Origin of the sequence: Carboxylicivirga sediminis, from assembly GCF_018156225.1 — a bacterium.
Classification (GTDB): domain Bacteria; phylum Bacteroidota; class Bacteroidia; order Bacteroidales; family Marinilabiliaceae; genus Carboxylicivirga; species Carboxylicivirga sediminis.
In genome coordinates, this window is the sequence record NZ_JAGTAR010000001.1 from 436,601 (window position 1) to 453,766 (window position 17,166).

The 17,166-nt window shown below is 43.4% G+C and carries 13 protein-coding genes; 4 read left to right on the forward strand and 9 right to left on the reverse strand.

What is annotated here, in order from left to right; genetic code table 11:
- The first annotated feature begins 172 nt into the window (after nucleotides 1-172).
- Together KDU71_RS01720 and KDU71_RS01725 are read left to right on the forward strand one after the other, a co-directional pair.
- A complete protein-coding gene (locus KDU71_RS01720) occupies nucleotides 173-1,387 on the forward strand; it encodes an acyloxyacyl hydrolase (protein ID WP_212188160.1) in 1,215 nt (404 codons plus the stop codon).
- A 49-nt stretch (nucleotides 1,388-1,436) separates the two neighbouring features.
- On the forward strand, nucleotides 1,437-2,003 hold the full coding sequence (locus KDU71_RS01725) for a DUF4251 domain-containing protein (RefSeq protein WP_212188161.1): 567 nt from the start codon (nucleotides 1,437-1,439) through the stop codon (nucleotides 2,001-2,003).
- A gap of 92 nt (nucleotides 2,004-2,095) precedes the next feature.
- On the opposite strand, the gene KDU71_RS01730 is transcribed toward KDU71_RS01725, so the two are convergent.
- From KDU71_RS01730 to KDU71_RS01740, 3 genes are all read right to left on the reverse strand, one after another.
- Nucleotides 2,096-5,449 (reverse strand): sensor histidine kinase, encoded by a 3,354-nt coding sequence (locus tag KDU71_RS01730; protein ID WP_212188162.1) that lies wholly within the window; start codon nucleotides 5,447-5,449, stop codon nucleotides 2,096-2,098.
- A gap of 143 nt (nucleotides 5,450-5,592) precedes the next feature.
- Complete coding sequence (locus KDU71_RS01735; protein ID WP_212188163.1) at nucleotides 5,593-6,240, reverse strand: urease accessory protein UreH domain-containing protein; 648 nt, start codon at nucleotides 6,238-6,240, stop codon at nucleotides 5,593-5,595.
- Between the two features lie 73 nt (nucleotides 6,241-6,313).
- A complete protein-coding gene (locus tag KDU71_RS01740) occupies nucleotides 6,314-6,868 on the reverse strand; it encodes an NUDIX hydrolase (RefSeq protein WP_212188164.1) in 555 nt (184 codons plus the stop codon).
- Between the two features lie 121 nt (nucleotides 6,869-6,989).
- On the opposite strand from KDU71_RS01740, the gene KDU71_RS01745 reads away from it, so the two are divergent.
- Entirely contained in the window at nucleotides 6,990-7,580 is a 591-nt protein-coding gene (locus KDU71_RS01745) for a hypothetical protein (RefSeq protein ID WP_212188165.1), read from the forward strand.
- A 109-nt stretch (nucleotides 7,581-7,689) separates the two neighbouring features.
- On the opposite strand, the gene KDU71_RS01750 is transcribed toward KDU71_RS01745, so the two are convergent.
- A complete protein-coding gene (locus tag KDU71_RS01750; protein WP_212188166.1) occupies nucleotides 7,690-10,782 on the reverse strand; it encodes a glycoside hydrolase family 2 TIM barrel-domain containing protein in 3,093 nt (1,030 codons plus the stop codon).
- Nucleotides 10,783-11,035: 253 nt separating this feature from the next.
- On the opposite strand from KDU71_RS01750, the gene KDU71_RS23145 reads away from it, so the two are divergent.
- Nucleotides 11,036-11,170, forward strand: a complete 135-nt coding sequence (locus KDU71_RS23145; protein ID WP_262898236.1) for a hypothetical protein — start codon at nucleotides 11,036-11,038, stop codon at nucleotides 11,168-11,170.
- A 376-nt stretch (nucleotides 11,171-11,546) separates the two neighbouring features.
- Here the strand turns inward: KDU71_RS23145 and KDU71_RS01755 are convergent, their stop codons facing one another.
- From KDU71_RS01755 to KDU71_RS01775, 5 genes are all read right to left on the reverse strand, one after another.
- A complete protein-coding gene (locus tag KDU71_RS01755) occupies nucleotides 11,547-13,136 on the reverse strand; it encodes a YfcC family protein (RefSeq protein ID WP_212188167.1) in 1,590 nt (529 codons plus the stop codon).
- 557 nt (nucleotides 13,137-13,693) lie between these two features.
- The gene (locus tag KDU71_RS01760; RefSeq protein ID WP_212188168.1) at nucleotides 13,694-14,437 is read right to left on the reverse strand and encodes a hypothetical protein; all 744 of its coding nucleotides are present in this window, start codon (nucleotides 14,435-14,437) and stop codon (nucleotides 13,694-13,696) included.
- Nucleotides 14,438-14,618: 181 nt separating this feature from the next.
- Entirely contained in the window at nucleotides 14,619-14,813 is a 195-nt protein-coding gene (locus KDU71_RS01765) for a hypothetical protein (RefSeq protein ID WP_212188169.1), read from the reverse strand.
- 185 nt (nucleotides 14,814-14,998) lie between these two features.
- Nucleotides 14,999-15,160, reverse strand: coding sequence for a hypothetical protein (locus KDU71_RS01770; RefSeq protein ID WP_212188170.1), 162 nt, complete (start codon nucleotides 15,158-15,160; stop codon nucleotides 14,999-15,001).
- Between the two features lie 140 nt (nucleotides 15,161-15,300).
- Entirely contained in the window at nucleotides 15,301-16,383 is a 1,083-nt protein-coding gene (locus KDU71_RS01775; RefSeq protein ID WP_212188171.1) for a hypothetical protein, read from the reverse strand.
- Between the last annotated feature and the right edge of the window lie 783 nt (nucleotides 16,384-17,166).

The window sequence follows — 17,166 nt, forward strand, 5'->3', positions numbered from 1 at the left end:
AGTATTTTTAGCACCATGCACAACAAATTCAGTTCCAGAATGTATTAACAAATGCTAAATAATATTATTAACTTATCGCTCACAAACATTCAGTTAACCAGTTCAAAAGAACTATTTTTGGATCATAATTGTCAATAAATAACCGTTACAGCATTTCAATAATAACTTATATATGAAAACTATCGCACTAACCATCCTAATGACTATCTGCCTTCAGCTAAGTGCGCAGGAAGTACAACAAAATGATTCATTAGCATCAAAAAAGAAACCCAAACGCTACAATGCACTTTCCATGCGCTACCATGCCGGCCGGGTGCTTCAGACCAATGACTTTTTAAAGGGAGAGAATGAGTCAAACCAGGTGATCGATTATTACCAGGCCTTAAGCATTGCCTATAGTGTGCAAACTGATGGCAGTAAAGAATGGCATCACATTTTTAATTTCCCCTACTATGGCGTGGGCTTCTACAATGCCAACTTTTTTAATGTGGATGAATTGGGAACACCTACTGCCCTTTACGGTTTCATGGGCTTTCCGTTTAAAAGGAAGGAAAGAAGCATGTGGGGGTATGAACTGGGCTTTGGACTAACCTATAACTGGGAGCCATATAACAAGTACGACAATCCTTTTAATGTTGCTATTGGCTCTTACCGCACTGTATACATAGATGCCAATCTATTTTACGAATATTATTTAAGTTCTCGCTGGGCTGTTCGTGGCTCATTCGGGTTCACCCACTTTTCAAATGGCGGAACTAAGAAACCGAACAGCGGTATTAACCTGCTGTCGCCAGCCATTGAAGTAAGCTATAGCTTTAAAGACAGACCTTTGCTGCTTAAACAACCACAACCAGCCTATGGGCAGCACTATGAGGTGGCGATTCAGCTTGGTTCAGGCTCCAGCAACGTACTATACGACAACCCAAACAAGCCAAGCAACCCTGAGGACTCAAAAGGCACTGCAGACGTTATGCACTCTTACTTAAACTTATCGGCAGCCGTTTTAAAGCAAACCACCTGGAAAAATAAATTTGGGGCAGGTATTGATTTAACCTACGATGAAAAGGCTAACGTTGTTGTAACCAACCCGGAGGATGGCAGTGAAGAACCTATTGTTGAGTTTGCTGACAAATTCTCTGACAAACTGATGCTTGGTATATATGGCACCTATGAGTTTACCATTGACCGTCTTTCTGTAGCGTCCTACATGGGCGTATTGGCTTTGCGCAAAAAAGACGACAACTCCAACCCATATCTCTACCAGAAGTTTGGACTGAAATACCATTTTAAGAACGACTTGTACCTGGGACTTTTAGTGAGGGCTCATAACTTTTCGGTGGCCGAAGTCATTGAGTGGAATATTGGCTACCGTATAAAGTGGCATTAATATTGTTTACAAACCTATACATCCTGGTGCTTAATTAAAAGAAACAGCTATGAGAAAACTAGTCTTAATAACTATTGTACTTGGCCTTTCACTGTCAGTATTTGGGCAGGAAAATGAAAACAAGGAGCTCACCCGTAAGGAGCGTCGCGAAATAAAAAAGCAAGAGCAGAAAGAGCAATCAGAAGCAATGGCTAAACTTCTTGCTGCTGCCATTGATGAACAAATGTGGGTATTAGAAGCCAACACGCTGGCCGGTAAACGAGGTGCTTCGGTTGTTGTTAACAGCACCCTCAATTTCATTGCGGTTGAAGGCGATGAAGCCTTTGTGCAGTTGGGTTCCAATACTGGCATGGGGCAAAATGGTGTTGGAGGTGTTTCAGTAAGGGGTAATGTTAACAAGTATGAAGTGAAGAAAAATGAAAAAAAGGGTACTTATTTCATCACTCTTTATATTTCTTCAGCTTTAGGTTCATTCGACATTCGGCTCGACTGCAACTCAGATGGCCAGATAGCCAATGCATCGGTTCAAGGTAATACATCCAAACGTATTCAGTACCGGGGCATTATTGTACCATTGTCCGAATCATCGGTATACAAAGGGACTCCAATTATATAATGAGGCATCAAAAGTAATAATGAATAATAAGCCAGGTTAATGCCTGGCTTTTTTCACTACTACTTTTTACTCTTTGTTTTTAGCACATTGGTTTAATGATGTTGGGGGATAAAAAAGTAGAAGGTAGTGCCTTTATTCAGCTCGGATTTCAACCACACCTTACCGCCTAGCATTTCAACCAGTTGCCTTACAATACTCAGTCCAAGGCCTATGCCTCCATGTATATCCTTACCATTCTGCACTTTCTGAAAAGGAGAGAAAATCTCCTCATGCTGCTCCTTCGAAATACCAATGCCGCTGTCTTCAACAGCAAACAACACAATCTGTTCAGGAACTAAGGCCCGATCAATTGAGCCGTTTAATAAGGCCAGTGCCTGCTCTCCTGTTCTTACCTTAAACTTCACTTGCCCTTGTGTCGTAAATTTAATGGCATTATTAAGAAGATTAATTATCACCTGTTTTAAGCGCTCCCCATCAGTATGCACCATCAATTCGTTTTCCTCAACACTGATGTCAAGTAAATAGTTCACTCCTTCGCTGACGTTTAGTTCAAGCGACTTATAGGCTTCTTTGCAAATTGAATAGATATCCACCCATTTTTTAACCAGCAATATCTGTCCGGTTTCAATCCTGGATATATCGATGATATCATTAATGAGCACCAATAAACTATCACTGCTCTTTTGCACTACATTGGCAAACTCCTTTCGCTCTGATTCGTTGTACACATCACTGGCCAGCAAAGTTGAAAAGCCAATAATCGAATTCATAGGAGTCCGTATCTCATGCGATAGATTTGCCAGAAAAGCGGTCTTCAAGCGATCGGCTTCTTCGGCTTTCAATTTGGCCGACTCTAAATCTGTTGTGCGCTCATTCACTAAATCTTCAAGGTAATAACGGTGCCGTTCCAGTTCCTTTTTCTGATTCAGAATCTCTTCCCGGCTTTCTTCCAAATCATGATTCACCTGTTGCAACTGCTGCGTACGCTCAAGCACTTTGGCTTCCAACCTTTTTCTCTGACTCGTCAGATACCTAATCCTTGTTATATATATCAAGTATATAGCTAAAACTGCCAATAATACCACCAATCCCTTGAACAGCCTGCTATCCATAAAGGTAGGCTTAACAATAAGCACGACACTATCGCCTTCATCATTCCACAACTGATCATTGTTAGAGCCTTTTACTCTCAATACATATTTTCCTTCAGGAATTGACAAATAGGTTTTGGAACTAAAAGCCATTAAGGTATCCCAGGTGGTTTCATAACCTTCGAGCTGCCAGGCAACCATATTACGGTAGGAATTTTGAAAGTTGAAAACAGTTGCATAAAATGATATTGGCTTATGTCCGGTACCAATGATCAGGGTATCTTGACCGATGTACTCCCAATTAGTATATACCTGTCCTCCTACCACTTGCCTGTCATCATATACTGAATAGGAGCCCAAATCTACCTCAGGCGTAAATGTATTATACCTGAAGGTATTGGGATTGTATTCGACAAAGCCACCAAAACCTCCCATCAATATGGTACCATCTTTCCCCTGAAAATGGGATGTCTGGTTAAATTCGCGACACATTATTCCATCATACTTACCAAAGCTGAGCAGGCTTTTATCTTCACAATTGTATCGAATAATTTGCGAATTATTATTCATCCACAAATACCCTTGTGCATCTTCATGTATCGAATAAATGTTTGTCGTGAGCAGTTCGCTATCCAGTACCTGGCTAAACTCTTTCTTGAGTGTATTAAAACGCAGCAACCCCATACCATAGGTAGCCAGAAAAATGGTGCTATCATTTTGCGCATGCAAATCCATGATGGCATTCATCCTGACGTTACCTTGCTGATTAACAATTGTCGATGAAAAGCACTCAAAGGCCTTATCTACCGGATTGAAAGAAATGAGTGTACCATCTTTATTCCCGATCCACAATACACCATTTGTGTCAAAGCAGGCGGTGGTTGTCCGTAATCCGTTTTGGTCTCCATAATCATCTGGGAATGGATAAACAGTGTATTTACCACTCCTTTTTAAATGAATAACACCACCGAATGAAACCAACCAAAGCGCATTATTATCTGGTAGTACCGCATAAATAACATTAAGCTGTCGATAATCGCTTCCTTCTTTCTCAAATAATAAGCGCTTATAGGTATTTTTATTCAAATCCACTTTTAACAAGCCCTCATAAGTACCCAACCACATATTTTGATACTTATCTTCATAGCCACAATTAACCGTGTCTTTATTTGTTCCGTGCGAGTTGACCAAATCAAATACTTTGGAATCCGCCTCTCCTTCCTTAATCAATAATTCTGTATGAGTCCACCACCAATAACGTTTTTTGGAATCTTTAAACAGGAAAAACACATTATCCGTCATACGCCCTTCCTGCGAGCTAGTTTGTATATGCCTGAACCTTAACTTATTTTCACTATATTCCGAAAATCCATCCTTTGTACCTACCCATAGCATCTTATGCTTTGATGAATAGCATAATGAAGTTACCCAATTATTCACCAGGGCATTGTCTGCATCAACGGCCTTATGCCAGTTGAGCATCTTACCATCACCACTCAATTGAAGCAATCCATCGCCATAGGTTCCCACCCATATATTACCATGCCCATCTACCAGATGCCTGGTCAGCATTTCATTATCCGGTAACTTTTCATGAATAACAGTTGTAGCATGCTTTCTAATATCATACTTAACCAGCATAGAGCTTGAACAGGCCAGCAAAGAGGTGTCATCTAAAAAGCTTATAGAGTTAACGTGTTTGCCTCCTTTATATGAGGTCAACTTTCTAAGTTGATAGGTTCGCTTATCCAATTCGTCAAGCGGATAATAGAAGATCCCACTACGGGTGGCAACATATAGTGTTTCGTTATTATGCTGCAAATCCAAAACTTCAAAACCATGGGGTTGATCGGTAAATGTAAAATCAATGAACGTGCTGTTATTAATATTGTAAGCCTGAAGACCATTCTCCTCAGTACCGATAAATAACCAATCATTAAATCGGGATAAAGCCTGAACAGTACCAATTCCGCTTTTATGCTCTTCATCAACCGGACGTTGAATTTGCTCTGCCTTAAAAGTATTGAGGTTTAACTTATTGACTCCGCCAAAGCGCGTTCCAATCCACAAAAAATCCTTATTAGGATCAACATACAAGGCATTAATCAGATTGTCGGAGATAGACGTTGAATCATCGGGCTGATGCCTGAAACCATCAAAAAAGTTTCCATCATACAGGTATAAGCCTTCAGAAGTACCAATCCATACATAACCTGTTGAGTCTTGCGCCACACATTCAATGAACGGATGCTCAAGCCCATGATCAACACCATAGTTCTCAAAGGCGAACCCCTGAGCAACCAATTTGTTGAATATCACTACCAGTAAAATTACCCCAAATACAATCCTCTTCAACACAGTCCTGTTTACATTGTTCCCGATGTGCCATTTAAGTTTAAACAACCTAATTGCACGTTTTTTAACACATGAAGTATAAAACGTAACATCCCTTTAAAAGTTACATATTTTGGGCTAAACTTTTGGCCTAACTTTTTAGTTTACAAGCCAAGAACCTGAATGGCCAACCCAGAAAGAAATATAACAAATCCGGCAATTGGATGCCCCAGGTGCTCGTAGCGTCGGATATTGACAAATGAAAGTCCGTAGGTTACTGCCAGAACAGCGCCTGTCATGGTTAACAGCGTTGTTAAACCAAATACACTGGTGACCAGCACAAGCGCTCCCACACTTTCAATAGCTGCCGGATACATTAATATTGGAATAAGCGGCTCACAAGGGCCAAGCGCAAATATGATGAAAAGAATCCAGGGCGTAATGTTTCTCGAATCCTGCAATTTATCCATATGACCATGGTGGTGTTTTTTATACATGCGGCGAATGCCCCATAAAGCATAAAGCAATCCAAAGGCAATTAAAGCCCAGGCCGCCAGGTTACCCCGGAAGGACTCGAACCAGTTGAGCTTTTCCACCTGCATCTCCAGTGCAATACCAATTAACCCAACCACTACCGAACTTAGGATGTGGCCAATACCACAAAGAATGGTTAATGCAATCACCTTCCTGAGTTTCCATTCGCGAGCCTTTCCAATCATGATAAATGGCAAGTAATGATCAGGTCCTAGTAAGGTGTGAAAAAAACCGATAGATGCTGCGCTGATTAGCAAAACTTGAAGCTCTTGACTCATTTTTTTCTTTTAAAATTAGTAAAATATTGCCGCAAATAATCCGCACTCAGCCTTCCTTACAGCTAATTTATTTTTAATCTAAATCACTTGAAATCGTTCTGATATAGGCTCTCACTATGTTTTTTATCGATTCTGAGCCTATTTGATTAAAATCTATATCGCCAGGATGAATAAATTCATAGCCGCTGATATCGTCCTTGGCATGCATATGCTCAAAGGATTTCACTTCACATAAGAAGCATAGATCTGTAGTAAAAACCGAATAGTTTGAGAAGACATAATCATTGGGGAAAGAAGCCATGTACTGCATTGAAACAACATCCAGATTCAACTCTTCCTTTATCTCCCGTATCACAGATTCCTCTGCACTTTCGAGCGGATCAACAAAACCTCCGGGCAAATCGAGCATCCCCTTGTGTGGGTCTACTGCGCGCCTGGTAAAAAGCATATCTCCCTCTGCATTAAGAATAATAACCGCCACAGCACAGGCCGAATTTATAAAAAAATGAAACCGGCAAGTCTGGCATTTAAAAGCTTTCTCGCCATCAAAAAGAAAAGATTCTGAACCACAGCGTGGGCAATACCTGATAACATTGCCCGGATGCGTTTTATGCTTTATTATTTCCATAACAAATATTGATTTAAGCTTGGTACATACTCAATAATGCTTTAAAACATTTGATATATTCATAAATACCACCTTATCTTTGTTGACACTAAAAGTACATAACTAATCCGAAACTTACCCAATGCCTGAAGACTATAAATCCCGCTTAAGCTTTTCGGCCTACGATATACTGGCCTTTGCTTTAAGACTAAGCCCCCATCCTACCCTCCCAAATATCTATACTGATAAGAACAAAACACTTTACAGAAGAACCAAATGGGGATTTGAAAAAGCCGAACGATTTAATTTACAGTTAGAGCTTAAGCATAAGGAGAGGCAATATGATGAACTAGAAGACAAGTTCAACAATTTGAGCAATGAATATGACCAGCTCCTAAGACGAAAAACCGGATTACTGAAGCATTTTGATTTACTTAACCAGCAATTAAGACAAAGTAAAAAAGATAAGGGATTCTTAAAAAGACACCTCAAAGAGGTGCTTGACAAAAACCTGTCGCTTGACAAACGTATGGAGCGCATGCTCAAACAGGAAGAAAACCTGCTGCAACAAATTGAGAAACTCAGGAAAACCAAAGACAACCTGCTGGAGCAGAACTACCAGCTAACTGACAAAAGCAGACAGCAAAAAAACCAGATTAACGCCCTTCAAGCAGCCCTGCATGAACTTAAAGAGAAGCTTCAGCCATCTGAAGCCTCTGAGAAAGTTCACTAGTTGATTTACACCCTAGCAGGATGATGATTGAAGCTATACGACTCCAGATACAAGATTAAAGACTTGCTCCAATCAAAATCTCAGCATAAACAATGCAACTAACTATCCGTTAAAATGGCTTGAGCACCACCTTAAACTTGTAATTATTGGGCACTACCGAATAGTTGGCATGTGGACGCGCTCCCCAGGAATTATCGCCTCCAACACCCATAATTGCCCGATCGATGTGCACATAGACCTCCTTGCGCTCCTTAATATCAAAAGGATGCTGTACACCCCGTTCGTCACTGGTAAAATCTTCGGCCGTATAATGCAGTGCGGAGAACCCGAATGGCTTTTCGCTCAAAACCTGCAGTCCTGTGCCCGATTGATTACTTAATTTCATCCAGCGCGTATCGGTTTTATAGCCATTATCCTGCGGACTGGCATAGGCAAAATACTGCTCTTTGACAGCACTGCTGTAAAGCCCAATAAAAGAGGCCGTGTTGCGATCAGGATAGTTCTCCCATGGCCCGCGACCGTACCATTCCAAGTGCTGATAAGCCGGTTGTAAAGCCAGTTTTAGCCCGATGCGCGGCAGCATTGGCAATGGTTTTTGTCCTAGCTCAAACGCATAGTTAACCACTATCTGTCCGTTGCCCGACACAATGTAACTAAGATTAATGTGCGAATTCACATCCGGTAAAAAGATGCGGAAGAACACCTCGGCCTCCAGGTTACCAATGCGCGAAAGGCGTGAGTCCACCACTTTGGCATTATCCATGACATGACGCCATACGCCCAGTTCCTTCACCATATTAAAACCATGGTCGTTGTCGTTGGGAGCCTTCCAAAAAGCAGGCTGAAGCGGTTCTGCCAGCAGCTCCTGCTTTTTATATGCATACGAATACAAGGTGCCCGATTCGATATCGAACTGCGCCAGGAACAGGTCGCCACCCACCACGTAACTCTCATCGCTTTGATACACCTGAACCGGTATCTGACTTTCCTTCAACTGCGGTTTATATTTATCACCCAGCTTAAACTGCTCGCTGGCTAAAACCGTACCAGCCTTTACCAGCCCCCAGTCCTTCTTCAGCACTGCGCTTGCATTGAGCAGATACTCCGCCCCGTCTTTCTTCTTCCAGCCATTGAGGTAGATTGGCACTACCTGCTCCATGCCAGGCGCAATGGCATCTAACTTCGATTGACCAGAGGACACAACCTGCCCATTCTCCAGCAGCTCCCAGTTGAGTTCGAAACGATCCAATGTGGTAGCTTCGTATTTATTGCGGATGCGGATGGTGTTACTACTAAAGGAAACCGCTTCAAACGCTATATTCTGGTACACCTTCTTCACTTCGTAGATGGACGGATGCAAGGTGCGGTCGGGATTCACCAGTCCGTTCATACAGAAATTGCGATCGCTGGGGATACCTTCCGGACCATAGTCGCCACCATAGGCCCAGTATTTCTGACCATCTTTGGTATATTTTACCAGTCCCTGGTCCACCCAGTCCCAGATAAAGCCGCCTTGCAGATTATCGTATTTCTCCATCACATCCCAATAGTCCTGCAGGTTGCCCACACTGTTACCCATGGCATGAGCATATTCACAAAGAATAAATGGCCGTGCCTGCACGCTGCGCCCGTAACTCACCAAATGGTCGATTGGCGAATACATGGGGCAAACAATATCGGTATGGGCGCGTCGTTCGGCACGCTCATACTGCACCGGACGCGATGTATCGTACTGCTTAATCCAATCGTAGCAAGCCTCAAAGTTGACGCCATCGCCAGCCTCGTTACCCAATGACCAGATGATGACCGAAGGGTGGTTTTTATCGCGCTGCACCATGCGTTGCACCCGGTCGATATGGGCGGCTTTCCACACGGTATCTTTGGCCAGTGAACGCTCGCCATAGCCCATGCCGTGCGACTCAATATTGGCCTCGTCAACCAGGTACAAGCCGTACTGATCGCATAGCTGATACCACAGCGGATCATTGGGGTAATGACAGGTGCGGACCGCATTGATGTTATGCTCTTTCATCAAGCGGATATCCTGTATCATGGATTCACGACTCACCACATGACCATTGAATTCATCATGCTCATGACGGTTCACGCCTTTGAGGTAAACAGCTTTCCCATTCACCAGCAACTGACCACCCCTGATTTCCACCTTTCGGAAGCCCACCTTAATGGCCGTTGCTTCAATGGTTAGGTTATTCGCATCTTTCAAGGCCACCTGCAAATCATACAGGTAAGGCGTTTCGGCCGTCCACTTCAGCGGGTTACTGACCTTGCCCTTCACCTTGATGGCTGCCTGCTTATCTGCCACCTGAACCTGTTGCTTACCTGTAAACAGTATTTTATTGCCATCTTTTAGCACCACCTCAACATTGTAGGCACCTGCAGATTGTCGGGCCGATAACTCCACCTCAACATCAAAGGTGGCATCTTTATAAGCCGAGTCGAGCTCACTGTTAAAGCGTATATCGCGCATGCGCACATCGTTGGTGGCATAGAGGTACACATCTCGTTCGATACCCGACAGGCGCCAAAAATCCTGACACTCCAGGTAGGAGCCATCGCTCCAGCGATACACCTCCAGTGCCAGGTCATTTGTTCCTTCCTTGATGTAGTTGGTAATTTCAAACTCAGCCGGCAGCTTGGAGCCCTGCGAGTAGCCCACCTTCTGCCCGTTTACCCACAGATACATGGCCGACTTAACAGCTCCCAGGTGGATAAATACCCTTTTACTCTTCCAGCTGGCATCGATGGAAAAACGGTGCTTATAGGAGCCAACCGGGTTCCAGCCATCAGGGATGGTAGGCGGCTGTGGGTTGCGCATGGCAAAGGGATAGGTGGTATTCACATAAATAGGAATGCCATAGCCTTCGACCTCCCAATTGGAGGGCACCTTAATGCTGTCCCACTTTGAGACATCGTAATCGCTGCGGTAAAAATCTGCAGGTCGCTTGCCGGGTTCATCCACCCAGTTGAAACGCCAGTAGCCGTTGAGCAGCTTGAAAAAGCGGGCCTCTTCCCTATTATAAGTCATGGCATTTTTCTCCTTGGTAAAGGAATAGAAAGAAGCACGGGCCGGCTCTTTGTTGACATTGAACACAGCCGGGTTCTCCCAGTCGTTCTGGCTATTAGCACAACCAAACACACTCAAAAGAATCGCGATTATTATAGGGAATCTGTACATCATCATAGATTAAAAATTGTGGAACAAATTTATGATAAGTTCGGTGCGGATTCAATAATTGTGTGTACAAAAAGGGGTAGAATTGTAAAGGTTTATCATGATGTTTGGAATTGATGATAGTTTTTCAAATAATGAATAAAGGTTAATCGGAAATAAAAATAGATTACTCGTTTAGAATGAGACTTGCCTTACCAGGCGGGTTCCTCATTTTTTTAGAAAAAACGAGGAGCAAAAAACCTCATTGAAAGAGGCGATTGCTATGCAACGGCCTGAATTTATGGCTACAGGCTTCCCTTCTCCTTCGTCGAAGCCGCCATTCTGCCATATTCAGGCCTATCGCTTGCTTTCAATGCTTCAAAACCTTGTTTTGAATGGTGGATTAATTGAAGTTTAATTCTCTTATATCAGCTCAAGCTGCTGGGTCTCTTTTTGACACGGGACAAGTCTTTCCTTATTGTCATTGCTACAAAAAACGCTAGTCAAAAAGAAGCTTCCGCCCACAGGCCAAAGCTATAAAGTCGTATTGGAATTGTTCGTCAGCTAAAGTTGCCAATACCTTTCATAACGAACACCTATTGGCAAAATGCCGAAGGCGATAGGAATTAAATCAAGCTGCTAATAAACATCTTCCCCCTGGGGAAGTGGCTGCAAGCTGATGGGGGATTAAACTGTATCCCCCCTCTCCCTGCGGGTTTCTCCCCAAGGGGAGAATGGATGGCCGAAACATTGCCTCACGCCGAGTATGAGTGGCTTTCAGCTAGCAGCTACACCTAAAACCCATTCAGATCCATCACTACTGTTGGAATCAGCAGGAGGAAGCCGAGGATAATCAGTCCGATGATAAGTGGTGCAATCCACTTAAACCATTTGGTGTAGGGCACTTTGGCAACGCCCAGCACGCCAATCAGTACCGGCGATGTGGGGGTAATCATGTTGGTGAAGCCATCGCCAAACTGGAAAGCCATAACGGTTGCCTGGCGCGATAAGCCTATCAGGTCGCTGAATGGGGCCATGATGGGCATGGTTAAGGCCGCCTTGGCCGAACCGCTCGGGATAACAATGTTAATAAGGGTTTGAATCATGTACATAATGCCCACAGACGCGATATTACCCAGGTCGCTCATGGACTGCGCCAAAGCATGCAGTATGGTATGCACAATCTTTCCTTCTTCGAGGATGACGATGATACCACCGGCCAGTCCCACCACCAGGGCCGCCGACATGATGTCTTTAGCGCCATCAAGAAACAGCTTGGTAATGTGGTTGGCATCGTTGCCCATGGAGATGCCTGACAGTAGTCCCATAGCCAGGAATAACGCGGCTATCTCGGTGATGTACCATTCGTAACCCATTACGCCTATCACCAAAAAGAGGATGGTAAAACTCAATAGGTTGAGAATAAAGAAATGTACTTTCTTGCGTAGCGACAGGAAGCTGGTGATGGCAAACAAGCCCGCCATAACCGGCATCACCGGCCAGGTAACACCTTCGCCCCCACCTACCTTCAGGGTGGTTTCGGGATGCTTGATGGCGAATAACACCAGCACCACCGTTGTTAAGCCATATACCCACCAGGCAGCGGGTGAGGTTGGTTTGTCAATATCCTCCACTTGTGTGGCCGCACGCTTGCGCCAGTAGGCATCCTCCTCATACACGGGCGATGCTTTAGGATTCTTCTTCACCTTGCGGGCATACCACAGGATAAAGCTGAAACCCACCAGGTTGATAATTAACCAGCACACCAGTCGGTACTCAAAGCCTGAGAAAAGAGGCAAATCGGCCAGTCCCTGCGCAATACCAATGGTGAAGGGGTTAAGCACCGCACCGGCAAAGCCCAGGTGAGCCGCCAGGTACACAATGCCCACACCAGTAATACTATCGTAGCCCATGGAGATGGCCAGCGGAATGAGCACCACCATAAAGGCAATGGTCTCTTCACTCATGCCAAACACGGCGCCAAACACCGAGAACATGAGCATGATAAGGATGAGTATGATGTTATTGGCCCCCAGGAGGCGTATGATTTTATAACGATCGAGCTTTTTAACGAAATTAAGAAAGGAGAAAATGCCCACATCCACGGCCTTGGAATCGTTCATGATCCAGAACGCTCCGCCAATCATCAGGATGAAGATGATGATGCCGGCACCTTTTTCGAAACCATGCACCAGCGCTGCAAATACCTCCCAGGTTTGGGGCTGGCTATCGATGGTTTGAAACACCATCTGCGTTTGCTCAACACCATCAACCACGGTGGTTTGCTCGACGTACTCGCCGCCGGGAATGAACCAGGTGGCCACAGCTGCCAATACGATTAAGGAGAAAATGATGACGTAGGTATGGGGGACTTTTTTAAACATGTTATTTCAAAATCAAGGTTTAAGACATAAGTATCAAGACTCAAGATGTAAATATCCTGATGGCTTAATGGGTCGTAAAAATAGGAAATTAGTTAAACGCAGAGGCGCAGAGGCGCGGAGTTTTTTTTTGGAAGACAGAAGACGGAGGACGGAAGACCGGTGACGGAGGTTTAGGGTTCTGGGTTACTGGTTAGGGGTTCTAGTGATAGGGATCTGTTTAATAGTTTATCAGTTGATGAGTTTAAGAAACACAACATTCCGGTCGCACAAACACCCTTTCCCATCGTAAGGTTGACGCTTCCCATCGCAAAAGCAGAGCCTCCCGTCGGTGGATTACCCTCTCCCATCGCAGCTATGAGGTCTCCCATCGCACAAGCAAGTCTTTCCATCGGTGCAGTGCACGCTCCCCATCGCGGTGGTGAGTGATCCCATCGTAAAAGTGGTGCTTCCCGTCACGAAAGTAGAGCTTCCCGTCGGTGCAATACCCTTTCCCATCGCATAATATGGATCTAAAAAAGGGTGCCTAAGCACCCCTTATTTGGCTCTGACAAATCAAACTATTCTTGTTTTTCCTTTAACGACCGACGATAAGCCTTGGCCTGGTCGCGCGCGTACTTACTCGAATAACCCTTAACATGCTCAGGGTCGTTACGAAACGCAAAGCGGCCGTAATCGCGTACCTCATCCACCACTTCTTTCAGCAGTGTATAGGCCTTGTCGCGTATCAGCTTACGTTCGTCGTCGCGGTAGAGGTAACCGTTGGCCGCCGACAATACACCACTCATCTCACTCACCATGGTATTGGCGGTGTCAAATTTGGTGGCATCGTAGTTAATGGCTTGCACCAGTTCGGGGTTTTGAACACCCAACACAGCCAGACGCGCCAGGTCTTCAATGGCATCGGCATGCGAATTCCCCTCTTCAATAGCCGCCAGCTGCTCCATCAGGCGCTCGTCTTTGCGAAAGGCAAAGGCCAGGTGTTCAATGATATCCTTACGCAAATCGTAGAGGGCCGGCGATTTTTCTTTCCATAGCTCCAGTGCCTTTTGGCGCTCGCTCTGCTGCTCTTGCCAGTCCACCTCGGCTGCAAACAGGGCGGCCCGCAGCTTGTCGAGGCGGGTCTGCAAGGCCGGGTCCATACCCAAGGCCTGCAGGCGTGCACTATCGAGGCTCATCCGTTCGTGCAGGTTACCGGCCTCTTGCACATACACGCTCACAGGAATATTGCAAGGCTTTACATCCTCTTTTTTAACACTGTTAATCTCAGGCAGCATCTCCTGAAGTACTTCTTTTTCAATCATAATTAGGTGAATAAGTTTGTAATGATACTCTAACAGGCACGTATCATTTTGTGCCATCTGTTCCTTTCTACAGTTGTTTTGGTATGTATTTAGTGTATTAGTCGGTAGTCAGCAGTGAGTAGTCAGTAGTATATGTTGCATGCATAAATCCGGGCTAATCAGGTGCATGAGTAGATGTCCCTCAGGGCTTAGCCTGGTGCTTACTATCGTGTTTGTTGGAAGCCACCATAGCGATAATCACTAACACCATGGAGCTAATACCTATATAGGCCGATGCATTAACGCCCCAGCTTAAATCGCTGTAGTTAATGTGAAACAGCTGCACGGCAATAATGATAGCGGCGAAAACGATTAGGGTGATTCTTGTTTTTTTCATGGTTGGTTTGATTTAAGTTTCATATTATTTAAAAGTATGGCGGTGAGGCCTTGGTAAGGATGGCGTAGCGAGGGGCTACGCCAAACGGGTTTATAAGTTAAACTTAATGTGGTTTAAAGGTATGCCGGTGAGGCCTTGGTATGGATGGCGTAGCGAGACGCTACGCCAAACGGGGGGATATCATTTTAGGCGTTAGTATTTTGTCCTTTCCCTGATATCTTCTTCAATTCTGTCACAATCTCTTTTTGATGTTTTATGACTTCGTCAATCCTTAACATCCATGCTCCAATTGCTCGTAATAATAAAATTGCTCCTACTAAAAGTGCTATTCCAATAATTGCTTCCATAATAATTAGTCTTGGTTTTAATGTTTGTTTATTATAAATCTTTAGTTAAAAAAATCTCTCGGCAAGCAAAGACTTTAAATTTAAACCGCGTTTTAACTTCTACATAATTGTAAATTAAGCTAAGCTGGGCATAGTACGTTTTAATATTCAAATGGTATATAAAATTCATCTACATTAGTAATTTCTTCTATTTCAATCTCTGTTATAGACTCATATAGTGATTTAAATCTTTGTGTTACCCCTTTAATAGAATCCTTTGGTGACTGTATAAATACTTTTCTTAAGTTCTCCATATTTTGCAATAGTTTCTTATCTAGGTTTCTATTAAAAGTCGGAAATGAATACCCAATTATCACAAGAATCTCAGTCTTTCTAGTAGCACTCAATGCATTTGTTCTTACAAACTCAAAGACTGGATTTCGCTCCCAAGAATACATTATTGTAGGATATTCATCTATATCTTCAGTATTCCCATAATACTCTTCATGAAAGATTCTATTTTCAATAAGGTTGTATCTGAACATCATGTTCTTCATGATATTCTGCTCTATGTCATCTGTTATTTTTTCCCCAACTAAGTTAAAATCCATTCTCATTGGAACATAAGTACCTCCATTTTTAATCGTTCCTCCAATTGCACCATTTAACTTAAATAAACAAAAATCCTCTGTGTCTATAGCAGTTCCCTCAGCTCTTGGCGATACCTGTAGAAAGTTTTCAATCATTCTATCATCTGACGGGTTTTTAAATTGAGAAACAGAATACTCTATCTGTTTGTCATAATTCCAAGACAAAAATTTAACATTTTTAGGTAAAGTCAAGCCAGAACTACCCTTTTCAAGTAATGCAGCAAAAAATGCATCATATCTTTTGTCAATTCCATTTTCATTCTGTTTCCATAGGAGAAATTCACTAACAATACCCTTCAATTTAATCAATTCACTCTGTCGATTTGATAAAAATAATTTGCGCGCAAAAGTATCAACTGAGGAATGAGCTTCGCATTCATTTGCCAACCACCTAATATTTTCTATGAACTTATCTTTTATTTGTGATGGTCTTGAATCAGTTCCATATGATTCAGGATATTTATCTTCCTTCAGCTTAAATTTTTCCAAATATTCTGCAAATTCAACAAGGTTTTTAGCAAAATCATTTATAACAGGGATAGCTAAAGCACTTGCTCCTGCACCAATTAAATATGTAAACTGTACTTCATTCATAGTTCATCTTGTATAATGCCCAACTAATTATATATCTACACTCCACTTCACAATATTTTTCCAATATCATCCGTAGCGATAGCTCTACATATCACGCACTATCAGCACCCAGTGCCAACACCTAATTTTATTCCTTTATGATTTCCCGCCCCATATAACTCTCACATTATCCCCGGTCAGGGAGGCGGTGTATTTCCGATTAGCGAGTACTAAAATAGTATTTATCCTTAAACAAGCATGCTTCAGTTGATAAATTATGTTGATTTATTGATAAAAGGGAGGATTGTGGGGATGAGAAGACAGAACGCTGCGCTTTAGGGATGAGGTGTTAGGGTTTAGGGTTGATGGTTTAGGGTTGATGGTTTAGGGTTACTGGTTGCTGGTTGACGGGCTAAAAAAGCTGATAGCAGACATGGTGCTTAAAAAAGTCCGGAGTCCGTAGCCCGAAGTCCAGAGGATTTAGGGTATAAGGTGTTTAACGCAGAGGCGCAAAGGCGCAGAGTTTTTTTTGGAAGACTGAGGACCGATGACAGAGTTTCGGGTTACTGGTTTAGAGTGCATGCCGCTCATCACTTTTCTCTTCTGACTACTGACTACTGACTAATAAAAAAAGCTGATGGCTTATAGCTGATAGCAAACATGGCGCTTAACTTGCTCCACCTTCGAACTTCGGACTACGGACTCTGCGCTTCGGACTTCGGACTCGGCCATCCGTCACCGGTCTTCTTACCTCTCACTTCTCATCACTTTTCTCTTTTTTCTTCTGCCTAACTACTGACTTCT

Bases quoted from the DNA above. Each gene is read 5' to 3' on its own strand.
- KDU71_RS01720 (WP_212188160.1), top strand. From the start codon at position 173: ATGAAAACTATCGCACTAACCATCCTAATGACTATCTGCCTTCAGCTA.
- KDU71_RS01725 (WP_212188161.1), top strand. From the start codon at position 1,437: ATGAGAAAACTAGTCTTAATAACTATTGTACTTGGCCTTTCACTGTCA.
- KDU71_RS01735 (WP_212188163.1), bottom strand. From the start codon at position 6,240: ATGAGTCAAGAGCTTCAAGTTTTGCTAATCAGCGCAGCATCTATCGGT.
- KDU71_RS01740 (WP_212188164.1), bottom strand. From the start codon at position 6,868: ATGGAAATAATAAAGCATAAAACGCATCCGGGCAATGTTATCAGGTAT.
- KDU71_RS01745 (WP_212188165.1), top strand. From the start codon at position 6,990: ATGCCTGAAGACTATAAATCCCGCTTAAGCTTTTCGGCCTACGATATA.
- KDU71_RS01750 (WP_212188166.1), bottom strand. From the start codon at position 10,782: ATGATGATGTACAGATTCCCTATAATAATCGCGATTCTTTTGAGTGTG.
- KDU71_RS23145 (WP_262898236.1), top strand. From the start codon at position 11,036: ATGCAACGGCCTGAATTTATGGCTACAGGCTTCCCTTCTCCTTCGTCG.
- KDU71_RS01755 (WP_212188167.1), bottom strand. From the start codon at position 13,136: ATGTTTAAAAAAGTCCCCCATACCTACGTCATCATTTTCTCCTTAATC.
- KDU71_RS01760 (WP_212188168.1), bottom strand. From the start codon at position 14,437: ATGATTGAAAAAGAAGTACTTCAGGAGATGCTGCCTGAGATTAACAGT.
- KDU71_RS01765 (WP_212188169.1), bottom strand. From the start codon at position 14,813: ATGAAAAAAACAAGAATCACCCTAATCGTTTTCGCCGCTATCATTATT.
- KDU71_RS01770 (WP_212188170.1), bottom strand. From the start codon at position 15,160: ATGGAAGCAATTATTGGAATAGCACTTTTAGTAGGAGCAATTTTATTA.
- KDU71_RS01775 (WP_212188171.1), bottom strand. From the start codon at position 16,383: ATGAATGAAGTACAGTTTACATATTTAATTGGTGCAGGAGCAAGTGCT.